We start from the raw sequence: 8,967 nt of genomic DNA, 5'->3' as shown, positions 1-8,967 counted from the left end.
ACTAGCGCTTGCGGCATATTTCACATGAAAATCATCATCCTCGGCGCCGGCCGCGTTGGCCAGAGCGTGGCAGACAGCCTGGTGTCCGAGCGCAACGACATCACCGTCATCGACACCGATGCCGCGCGCCTGCGCGACCTGGAGTCGCGGTTTGACCTGCGGGGCGTGGTGGGCAACGGCATCGAGCCCGCCGTGCTGGCCGAGGCGGGCGCCGAAGACACCGACCTGCTGATCGCCTGCGCCGCGCAGGATGAGACCAACCTGGTGTGCTGCAAGATCGCGCAGCTCATGTTCAACATCCCCAGGCGCATTGCGCGGGTGCGGTCCACAAGCTTTGAGGCCCATGAACGGCTGGTGGGCCCCGAGGGGTTTGCGGTGGACCGCATCATTTGTCCTGAAGAGTCGCTGACCCGCTACATCGGCAAGCTCATCGAGTATCCCGAGGCCATGCAGGTGCGCGAATTTGCCGGGGGCCGCGCTTGCCTGGTGTCGGTGCGGGCCCGCGTGGGGGCGCCCATGGTGGGGCACACCATCGGTGCGCTGCGCGAGAGTGCGCCGGAGCTGGCCATGCGCATGGTGGCGATCTACCGGCGGTTTCCGGACGAGCCCGACCGGTTCATCGCCTGCGATGGCAGCACGCGGATCGACCCAGGTGACGAGGTGTTCGTGCTGGCCGCGCACGAGCACATCGCTAACGTGCTGGCCGCATTGCACCGCCCCGCATCCCAGCAGCCCCAGCCTGTGCGCCGCATCATGATTGCGGGCGGCGGCCGCGTGGGCCTGCGACTGGCTCGGCAGCTCAGCCAGGCGGGTGGGCGTTTTCACATCAAGATCATCGAGGACCACGCCGACCGCTGCGTGGAGCTGGCCTCGGCGCTTCCGTCCGATGTGCTGGTGCTGCAAGGCGACACCACCGACGAGGACCTGCTGGGCGATGAAGGCATCGAAGAGGTGGACCTGTTCCTGGCGCTCACCGACGATGACGAGGACAACATCATGTCCTGCCTGCTGGCCAAGCGCATGGGCGCCAGCCGGGTGCTGGCCCTCATCAACCGGCGCAGCTATGCCGACCTGATGCACGGCACGCAGATCGACATCGCGCTGTCGCCCGCGCAGGCCATGCTGGGTGAGCTGCTGGCCTATGTGCGCCAGGGCGACGTACAGGCCGTGCACAGCCTGCGCCGGGGTGTGGCCGAGGCGCTGGAGATCGTGGCGCGTGGCGATCGCAAAAGCTCGCGCGTGGTCGGCCGTCAGGTCAGCGATCTGCAGCTGCCGCGTGATGTGCACATTGGCCTGATCGTGCGCGGTTTGCCGGATGTATCGAACGCCACGGGTTCGTCGGGTACCGATCTGCGCGAGCCTGAGGTCATCATTCCGCGCAGCGCGACTGTGATCGAGAGCAATGACCACGTGGTGTTCTTCCTGCCCAACAAGCGGCTGGTGCGCGACGTGGAAAAGCTCTTCCGCGTGAGCGCGACCTTTTTCTGACTTGGCATCGAGCTGCGCGAGACCCCCATGACGGACATGTTTCCCGTTCTGCGTGTGCTGGGCATTCTCGTGATGATCTTCTCGCTGTCCATGGGCCTGCCGCTGGCAGTGTCGCTGTGGACGCGCGACGGCGTCTGGTTTGTGTACCCGCTGGCCATGGGTGCCACGATGCTGGCAGGTGCGTGGCTGTGGTGGCGGTTGCGGCTGTTCCGGCAAGAACTGCAACCGCGCCACGGCGTGATGCTGGTCTCGCTGGTGTGGATGCTGCTGCCCCTGTCGGCCGCGCTCCCGTTGATGCTGGCGGGGCACTACACGGGTAAGCCGCTGTCGTTCACCCACGCCTACTTCGAAGCCGTGTCGGGGCTCACCACCACGGGCTCCACCGTGCTCGCGGGCCTGGATGCCCTGCCGGTGTCGGTCAATGTGTGGCGCACCTTCTTGCAGTGGATGGGCGGCATGGGCATCCTGATCCTGGCGGTGGCCGTGCTGCCGCTGCTGGGCGTGGGCGGCAGCCAGCTGTTCAAGGCCGAGGCGGCGGGACCGCTGAAGGACACCAAGCTCACGCCGCGTATGACCGGCACCGCCAAGGGCCTGTGGGGGGTGTATGCGCTGTTCTCCACACTGTGTGGCCTGGCCTACTGGGCCGCTGGCATGGCGCCGCTTGATGCGCTGATGCACATGTTCGCCACCGTGAGCCTGGGCGGGCTGTCGTCGCATGACCTGAGCTTTGGCTACTTCCAGTCGCCGCTGCTGGAGGCGATCTGCATCTTCTTCATGCTGGTGGCCAGCTGCAATTTTGCGTTGTACTTCGTGGCCATTCGCAAAGGCCAGTGGGGCGGCTTCTGGCGCGACCCGGAGCTGCGGGCCACCCTTTTTACGCTCGTTGGCGGCGGGCTGCTGGTGGCGCTGCTGCTGTGGGCCAAGGGCGTCTATGCGCCGCTCGAGGCGCTGCGCCATGGCATGTTCAACCTGGTGTCGCTGGCCACCACCACCGGCTTTGCCACCGTGGACTACCTCGCCTGGCCGGTGTTTGCGCCCGTGTTCATGCTGCTGCTGTCGGGCGTGGCAACGAGTGCTGGCTCGACGGGTGGGGGAATCAAGATGGTGCGCATGCTCATTCTGGTCAAGCAGGCGCGCCGCGAGATGAACCGCCTGGTGCACCCGCGCGCCGTGCAGCCGGTGCAGCTGGGCGGCGCCGTGGTGGACAACCGCGTGATCTTTTCGGTGCTGGCCTTCATGCTGGTCTATGGCGGCACGGTCTTTGGGCTGAGCATGGTCATGCTGCTGACGGACTTGGACCCGGTGACGGCGTTTTCGGTGGTCTTGGCCAGCGTCAACTGCGCGGGCCCCGGACTGGGCAGCGTGGGGCCGGCGTCCAACTACGCGGTGCTGACCGATTTTCAGATCTGGGTGTGTACGCTGGCCATGCTGCTGGGGCGGCTGGAGATACTGAGCTTCATGGCCTTGCTCACCCCGGCGTTCTGGCGCCGATAGTCGGCAGATAGTCGGCATCGCCGTTGCCGCACAGGAGGTGACTTGCGAAAACCCGGCGTGGCCCCACATCCTACAATTCACTGCAATCGCTTCCCGAGGGCTTTCCATGGTTCCGCATCTCATCACGGCCCTCACCGGGCCGATCAACGAACTCGAACAGCGCATTCTCGACTCGATGCCTGCCATCGAACGCTGGTTCCGGCTGGAGTGGATGGAGCACACCCCGCCGTTCTATACGTCGGTAGACATCCGCAATGCGGGCTTCAAGCTGGCCCCGGTCGATACCAACCTGTTTCCTGGCGGCTGGAACAACCTGACCAAGGAGATGCTGCCGCTGGCCGTGCAGGCTGCCATGGCCGCCATCGAGAAGATCTGCCCCGAGGCGCGCAACCTGCTGATCATCCCGGAGAACCACACGCGCAACACGTTCTACTTGTCCAACGTGGTACAGCTGCAGCGTATCTTCAACATGGCGGGCCTCAACGTGCGCGTGGGCTCCATCAGCCCCGAGATCAAGAAGTCCACGCTGATCGAGCTGCCCAATGGCGACACCGTGACCTTGGAGCCTGTAGTGCGCACCAAGCGCCGCCTGGGCCTCAAGGACTTCGACCCCTGCACGATCCTGCTCAACAACGACCTCACGGCGGGCGCCCCCGGCATTCTGGAAGACATCCACGAGCAGTACCTTCTGCCCCCGCTGCATGCCGGCTGGAGCGTGCGCAAGAAGAGCACCCACTTCAAGAACTATGAAGAGGTGGCCAAGCGCTTTGGCAAGATGCTGGGCATCGACCCCTGGCTGGTCAACCCCATGTACAGCCAGTGTGGCGAGGTGGACTTTGCCGAGGGCACGGGCATGGACCAGCTGCAGACCAGCGTGGATGCGCTGCTGACCAAGGTGCGCCGCAAGTACAAGGAATACGGCATCAACGAAAAGCCCTTCGTGATCGTCAAGGCCAACAACGGCACCTACGGCATGGGCATCATGACTGTGCGCGACGCCAAGGAGTTGGACGCCGTCAACCGCAAGACGCGCAACAAGATGGCCGTGATCAAGGACGGCCAGCCCGTGAGCGAAGTCATCATCCAGGAAGGGGTGCTGACGCAGGAGCGCGTGAACGACGCCGTGGCCGAGCCGGTGGTCTACATGATGGACCGCTACGTCGTGGGTGGCTTCTACCGCATGCACGCCGAGCGCGGCGTGGATGAAAACCTCAATGCGCCCGGCGCGAGTTTTGTCCCCCTGGCCTTCGAGCACAGCACCCACATGCCCCAGCCCGGCGTGCGCCCTGGCGTGAGCGCCCCCAACCGCTTCTACATGTACGGCGTGGTGGCCCGGCTGGCGATGCTGGCGGCCAGCTATGAGCTGGAGGCGACCAACCCCGACGCCGAGGTGTACGACTAAGAGAACCCAGCGCCTCCGAGACGCTTGGCGTCTTGGAAGTGGTCGGTTTCTAGGCCTTCGGCCTCCAGATTTGGCCCCGCAGTGGGCCATCGGGTGATCGCTGTAGCCCGTCATGCCACGCCAGCGCCCGCTTGCCAAGTGCAAGTTGCTGCGTTGCAACATGGGGTTTCGCCTCCAGGCGCTTGATCTGGCTCAGGCGCACAATAGCGTTCCCAAAAGTAACGGAACCCCGTCTGGCCCAGTGCGCGGGGGTGGTCAGTGCAAAGCTCCAAGTCATCGCTCGCAGCGCTCACGCTGGGCGCCATCGGTGTTGTGTATGGCGATATCGGCACCAGCGTGCTGTATGCCGTCAAGGAGGTTTTCGGGTCCGGCCATGTGCCGTTCACGCCCGCAAACATCTACGGCATCCTCTCCATCTTTTTCTGGACCCTCACGGTCATCGTATCCCTGAAGTACGTGGTGCTGGTGCTGCGCGCCGACAACCACGGCGAAGGCGGCCTCATCGCCATGCTGGCCCTGGCCTCCCAGGCCGTCAAAGACAAACCCAAGCTGCGTAGCGTGTTGCTGGGCGTAGGTATTTTTGGCACTTCGCTGTTTTATGGCGATGGCGTCATCACCCCGGCCATCTCGGTGCTGTCGGCGGTGGAGGGGTTGGAGGTCGTGTCGGATCACTTCAAGCACTATGTGATTCCGATCACGCTGGTGGTGCTGTTTTGCCTGTTTGCCGTGCAAAAGCGCGGCACCGGCGGAATCGGCAAGTTTTTTGGCCCCATCACGCTGGTGTGGTTTGCCACCATCGCGCTGCTGGGCGTATCGCACATCGTGGGCCACCCCGAGATCCTGTGGGCACTGAGCCCGCACCATGCGCTGGGCTTCATGTGGGCCAACCCGGGCACCAGTTTCATCATTCTGGGCGCGGTGGTGCTGTGCGTGACGGGTGCCGAGGCGCTGTATGCCGACCTGGGCCACTTCGGCAAGCGCCCGATCCGCATGGCCTGGTTTGGCGTGGCGATGCCGGCACTCACCCTCAATTATTTTGGCCAAGGTGCGCTGCTGCTGGCCGAGCCCGAGGCCGTCAAGAACCCGTTTTATCTGATGGCACCCGACTGGGCGCTGGTGCCCCTGGTCATCCTGGCCACGATGGCCACAGTGATTGCTTCGCAGGCTTTGATCACCGGCGCGTTCAGCGTGACCAAGCAGGTCATCCAGCTGGGCTACCTGCCGCGCTTGAACATCCAGCACACCAGCGTGCGCGACACGGGGCAGATCTACATGCCACTGGTCAACTGGGGGCTGTTCGTGGCCATCGTGCTGGCGGTGGTGATGTTCCGCTCGTCGAGCAACCTCGCGGCTGCCTACGGCATTGCGGTGACCCTGGACATGCTGATCACCACCACGCTGACTTTCTTCGTGATCCGCTATGGCTGGCGGTATCCGCTGGCGCTGTGTGTTGCGGCCACAGGGTGCTTCTTTGTGGTGGACCTGGCGTTCTTCGCCTCCAACCTGCTCAAGCTGTTCCAGGGCGGCTGGTTCCCGCTGATGATCGGCGGCATCGTGTTCTCGCTGATGATGACCTGGAAGGAAGGGCGCCGCCTGCTCAATGACAAGCTGCGCGCCGATGCCATCGACCTCAAGGACTTTCTGGAGTCGATCTTCATCAGCCCGCCAATGCGGGTGGACGGCACGGCGGTCTTCCTGACGGCCGAAACCGGCGCTGTGCCCAATGCCTTGTTGCACAACCTCAAGCACAACAAGGTGCTGCACCAGCAAAACCTGTTCGTCACCGTGCACAACCACGAGACGCCCTGGATTGGCCTGGACAAGCGGCTGCAGGTGGAATCGCTGGGGCACGACTGCTGGCAGGTGGTGGTGCACTACGGCTTCAAGAACGACCCGGACCTGCCCCGCGCGCTGGAACTGCTGCGGGGGCGCGGCTGTGAGCTGGAGCCCATGACCACGAGCTATTTCCTGTCGCGGGACACTGTCATCCCCACTATCGGCAGCGGCATGGCGCCCTGGCGCGAAAAGCTGTTTGCGCAGATGCACCACAACGCCAGCGGCGCGGCCGACTTCCTGCACCTGCCCAACAACGCCGTGGTCGAACTGGGCTCCAAGATCGAGATCTGACCGCTCGCGGGCTCGCCGGGCACCCCGTAGGCGTGTGCGCCCGGCTTTGGGCTGTTTTGGCCTGGTAGCGCTAGTGCCAATTGCCTGAGTTGCTATCAATAGTGTAGTGATTGGGGTGGTTTGGAGGTCACCCCAGGTGCCGGGGGCGCGCGGTGACAGAATCCCGCCCATGCAATTTTTCAAAGACCTGAGCCTTTCGACGGCGGTGGCGGGCTTCGTGGCCGTGCTGGTGGGCTTCACCAGTTCGGTGGCCATCGTGTTCCAGGCCGCCCAGGCGTTTGGCGCGACGCCGGCACAGATCACTTCCTGGATGTGGGCGCTGGGGCTGGGCATGGGGCTATGTTCGCTGGTGCCTTCATTGATCTTGCGCCAGCCTGTCATGGTGGCCTGGTCTACACCGGGTGCCGCCGTGCTGGCCACGGCGGGGCTGGCGGGCGGTTTCAGCATGGGTGAGGCCATCGGCGCCTTCATGCTCAGCGCATTGCTCATTACCCTGGCGGGCGTCACCGGCTGGTTCGAGCGTGTGATGAACCGCATCCCCATGGAAATCGCCGCAGCCCTGTTGGCCGGTGTGCTGGCCCGCTTTGGCCTGCAGGCGTTTGCGGCAGCCCAGACCGCGCTGCCGTTGGTGCTGCTGATGTTGATGGTGTATCTGGTGAGCCGCCGTCTGGGCCCCCGGTATGCGGTGGTCATCACCCTCGCAGTGGCGGTGGGGTTTGTGGCTACTCAGGGGCACATGGCCTGGTCGGCTGTGCAGCTGGAATTGGCCATGCCGGTGTTCACCCCACCCCAGTTCAGTGTGGCGGCGGCTGTCAGTCTGGCGATTCCTTTGTTTGTTGTCACCATGGCGTCGCAGAACCTGCCCGGTGTGGCGGTGATCCGTGCGTCGGGCTACGACCTGCCCATCTCACGGCTCATCACGCTCACGGGTCTGGCAACCCTGGTGCTGGCGCCTTTTGGCGCATTTGCGCTCAACTTCAGCGCTATCACCGCCGCGATGTGCATGGGCCCAGAGGCGCACGCCGATCGCAGTCGGCGGTACACGGCCGCTGTGGCGTGTGGCGCCATCTACGTGGCGATTGGCCTGTTTGGTGCCGTCATCACCGGATTGCTGACCGCGTTTCCCAAAGAGCTGGTGGTGGCCATTGCGGGCTTGGCCCTCCTGGGCACCATTGGCAACGGTCTGGCGGCAGCGCTGCGGGATGAGTCGCACCGGGAGGCGGCGCTCGTCACCTTCCTTGTCACCCTCAGTGGGGTGGTGGTCGCAGGGATCGGGTCGGCCTTCTGGGGCGTGGTGGCCGGCAGCATTGCGCTATTTGTGCAACAGTACGGGCGTTCGCGGGCCCGTGGCGCGTAAGGCGTCCCGGCTGTCTGGGCCACAGGCTTTCCCTCTCTTTGATCTGACACCATGAAACTGCTCTTCATCGCCGACCCGCTGCAAAGCTTCAAGATCTACAAGGACACCACCTTTGCCATGATGCGCGAGGCGCAGGGGCGCGGGCACACCCTCACGGTGTGCGAACCGCAGCACATCACCTGGCAGCGCGGCAGCAAGGTCACCGCCCGGGTGCAGGACATCCGCCTCACGGGGGATGCCACCCATTGGTACGAGGCGCAACCGCAGCGCAGCGCCGCATTGGCCGAATTTGACGCGGTGCTCATGCGCAAAGACCCGCCCTTCGACAGCGAGTACTTTTACGCCACCCACCTGCTGGAGCAGGCGGAACGCGACGGTGCCCGGGTGTTCAACAAACCCAGCGCGTTGCGGGACCATCCGGAAAAGCTGGCCATCATGGAGTTTCCGCAGTTCATCGGGCCGACGCTGGTCACCCGGGACGCCGAAGACATTCGCCGTTTCCACGCGGAGCACCAGGACATCATCCTCAAGCCTCTGGATGGCATGGGTGGCATGGGTATCTTCCGCGTCGGGCCGGATGGCCTCAACCTGGGCAGCATCACCGAAACCCTCAATCGCCACGGCGCGCAGAGCGTGATGGTGCAGAAGTTTTTGCCTGAGATTATTGAGGGGGACAAGCGAGTCCTCATCATTGGAGGCAAGCCTGTACCGTTCTGTCTGGCGCGTATTCCCCAGGGTAGTGAAGTGCGGGGCAATCTGGCCGCTGGCGGCAAGGGCGTGGCTCGCCCGCTGTCTGCGCGGGACCGTGAAATTGGAGAAGCGCTCGGCCCGGTGCTGCAGTCGCGCGGCTTACTGCTCGCCGGGGTGGATGTGATCGGCGACTGCGTCACAGAGATCAATGTCACCAGCCCGACCTGCTTCCAGGAGATCTTTGATCAGACCGGGTGCGACGTGGCCTATCTGTTCCTTGATGCTTTGGAGGCGGCTGTTGCTGGATTGGGTGGTTGAGCGGTGGTGAGGATAAAGTCTGGGGTTTTCCCTGTGGTCGCTTCAAACCGTGCTATAGTCGAGGGCTTCGCTACTGAGACCTTGCTGCGAA

The 8,967-nt window shown here is 64.2% G+C and carries 6 protein-coding genes; all 6 read left to right on the top strand.

Annotated elements, in window-relative coordinates; all coding sequences use genetic code 11:
- The first annotated feature begins 24 nt into the window (after positions 1-24).
- The 6 genes from trkA (at position 25) to gshB (ending at position 8,876) form a co-directional block, all read left to right on the top strand.
- A complete protein-coding gene (gene trkA, locus ISS20_RS21500; RefSeq protein WP_291439393.1) occupies positions 25-1,488 on the top strand; it encodes a Trk system potassium transporter TrkA in 1,464 nt (487 codons plus the stop codon).
- 27 nt (positions 1,489-1,515) lie between these two features.
- A complete protein-coding gene (locus ISS20_RS21495) occupies positions 1,516-2,982 on the top strand; it encodes a potassium transporter TrkG (RefSeq protein WP_291439391.1) in 1,467 nt (488 codons plus the stop codon).
- A gap of 106 nt (positions 2,983-3,088) precedes the next feature.
- Positions 3,089-4,384 carry a glutamate--cysteine ligase gene (gene gshA / locus ISS20_RS21490; protein WP_015016114.1) on the top strand — a complete coding sequence of 432 codons (1,296 nt, stop codon included), beginning with the start codon at positions 3,089-3,091 and terminating at the stop codon, positions 4,382-4,384.
- Positions 4,385-4,642: 258 nt separating this feature from the next.
- Positions 4,643-6,511, top strand: coding sequence for a potassium transporter Kup (locus tag ISS20_RS21485; RefSeq protein WP_291439389.1), 1,869 nt, complete (start codon positions 4,643-4,645; stop codon positions 6,509-6,511).
- Between the two features lie 169 nt (positions 6,512-6,680).
- Positions 6,681-7,868 carry a benzoate/H(+) symporter BenE family transporter gene (locus ISS20_RS21480; protein ID WP_291439387.1) on the top strand — a complete coding sequence of 396 codons (1,188 nt, stop codon included), beginning with the start codon at positions 6,681-6,683 and terminating at the stop codon, positions 7,866-7,868.
- Positions 7,869-7,919: 51 nt separating this feature from the next.
- Entirely contained in the window at positions 7,920-8,876 is a 957-nt protein-coding gene (gene gshB, locus ISS20_RS21475; protein ID WP_291439385.1) for a glutathione synthase, read from the top strand.
- The last annotated feature ends 91 nt before the right edge of the window (positions 8,877-8,967 follow it).

Origin of the sequence: Acidovorax sp. (assembly GCF_016783915.1) — a bacterium.
In the GTDB taxonomy this organism is placed as follows: domain Bacteria; phylum Pseudomonadota; class Gammaproteobacteria; order Burkholderiales; family Burkholderiaceae_C; genus Acidovorax.
This window is presented reverse-complemented; position numbering and strand designations above follow the sequence as displayed.